The sequence below is a fragment of the Candidatus Infernicultor aquiphilus genome (genome assembly GCF_002784285.1).
In the GTDB taxonomy this organism is placed as follows: Bacteria; Atribacterota; Phoenicimicrobiia; order Phoenicimicrobiales; family Phoenicimicrobiaceae; genus Infernicultor; species Infernicultor aquiphilus.
In genome coordinates this window covers 1-2,131 of sequence record NZ_PFKO01000187.1, presented here as the reverse complement: position 1 = coordinate 2,131, position 2,131 = coordinate 1, and the positions used below count along the sequence as shown (strand labels likewise).

2 protein-coding genes are annotated in these 2,131 nt (G+C 33.4%); both read right to left on the bottom strand.

The features are described from left to right. On the bottom strand, window positions 1–1,181 hold a 1,181-nt coding region (locus tag COZ07_RS05035), incomplete at its 3' end, for an FAD-binding protein (RefSeq protein WP_406607491.1). 16 nt (window positions 1,182–1,197) lie between these two features. Further along, window positions 1,198–1,983 (bottom strand): electron transfer flavoprotein subunit beta/FixA family protein, encoded by a 786-nt coding sequence (locus COZ07_RS05030; RefSeq protein ID WP_406607490.1) that lies wholly within the window; start codon window positions 1,981–1,983, stop codon window positions 1,198–1,200. Window positions 1,984–2,131: the final 148 nt, after the last annotated feature.

The window sequence follows — 2,131 nt, the reverse complement described above, 5'->3', positions numbered from 1 at the left end:
AAGTCTTCTATTAACAGTGGAATTACTTTAAATAAATCTCCTACAATTCCTAAAGTAGCAATTTTAAATATTGGTGCATCTAAATCTTTATTAATAGCAACAATTCTCTTAGAAGTCTGCATGCCTACTAAATGTTGGATAGCCCCGGAAATACCGCAGGCAATATATAATTCAGGAGCTACGGTTTTCCCCGATTGACCAACTTGTTGATGATGAGGTAACCATCCTGCATCAACAATAGCTCGAGAGCCACCTACTGCTGCCCCTAAAAGTTGGGCTAAATCTTGTACTAGATAAAGATTATCAGGAGAACCTAATCCTCTCCCTGCAGATACAATGATATTGGCTTCTTCTAAATTAGCAACTTCAGTAACTTCCTTTACTACTTCTAATATTTTAGTGCGAATAGATAAAGGATTTAATTTCGCCTCCACCTTGATTATTTCTGGAGATGGAGACAGTGAATTTGAACAGAACTGAGATTTTTTAAAAACATTGGGTCTTACTGTAGCCATCTGAGGACGAGTATATTTACATAATATTTGGGCCATTATGTTTCCTCCAAAAGCAGGTCGAGTCTGCAGCAAATATCCCTCTTTAGTAATATCTAAATCAGTACAATCAGCGGTTAATCCCACTCTTAGTCGAGCAGCGACCCGAGGAGCTAAATCCCTTCCAGTATTAGTAGCTCCAATTAATAATATATTGGGTCTATATTGAGAAATAAGACCAACTAATATTTGAGCATAAGCATCAGTAGTATATCTTTCTAAATTTTTGTTTTCGATTAAATAAATTTTATGCACTCCATATAAAGATAAATCTTTGGTAAGATAAGAAATCTCATCTCCTACTAATACTGCGACCAACTCTTGACTTAATTTCTTAGTCAATTCTTTAGCTTTGCTCAATAATTCTAAAGAAACTGGTTTTATCTTACCTTGATGTTGTTCAATAAATACCCAAACTCCCTGATAATTTGAGATATCTTCAGTATTCAATCTTTCTCTTTTTATAAGGATAGCCCCAGTAAGACATAATTCTTGACAAACCCCACACATAGTACACCCTAGATCTATTCTTGCTAATTTATCAACTATGGTTATCTGACCAAAAGGACATAATTTAACACATTTTCCACATCCATTACATTTATTTTTATCAACTATTATTTCCGCCAAATTATATCATCCTTTCTTAAAATATCTTTTCTCGTTGTAAAAAATTTACGATTTCCTTTGCTGCATCTTTAGGTTCAAGTTTTATTAATCTACCTTTTTGATGTGGTTGAGGGGTAAAGATATTTACAACTTGGGTAGGAGAGCCATCAGCTCCTAAAAAACTGAGCTTTGCTTTCAAATCATCTGCTTTTACAACTTTAATCTCTTTTTTCTTAGCAGCTAAAATTCCTCTAATGCTCGGATAACGAGGTTCATTTAAAATTTTCAATACCGTAATTAATACCGGTAGTTTACATTGAATAATTTCGTAACCATCATCTGTCTCCTTATGTAAAATTATATTCTTTTTATCCTCAGAAATTTCTACTTTTTTAACATAGGTTATTTGAGGAATTCCTAATTGTTCAGCAAGTTCAGGACCTACTTGAGCAGTATCGCCATCAATAGCTTGTTTACCACAAATAATTAAATCTGGTTTTAATGGTTTAATAACTAAAGACAAGGTATAGGCAGTAGCTAAAGTATCAGAACCGGCAAAGGTTTTATCTGATATTAAAATTGCCTCATCTGCCCCCATAGCCAAGCATCTTTTCAAAGCTTCTTCTGCTTGCGAGGGTCCCATAGTAATCACGATTAATTCTCCCGAATATTCTTCTTTAATCCGTAAACCCTCCTCTACAGCATTTTCATCAAAGGGATTAAGAATTGAAGGCACTCCTTCTCTCTTTAAAGTATGAGTTTTAGGATCAATCATTACCTCACTTATTTCTGGAACCTGCTTAATACAAGCTATAATTTTCACTCAACTCTTCCTTTCTATGATATGGCTAAAATTTTTACCAATATTTTTAAATATAATTATTACTAAACATTTTAAATAAAATTGCGGGGTATTTTTTGTTACTAACCGGCGAGATGTCTATTTAATCTAGTTATAATTTAACATTTTT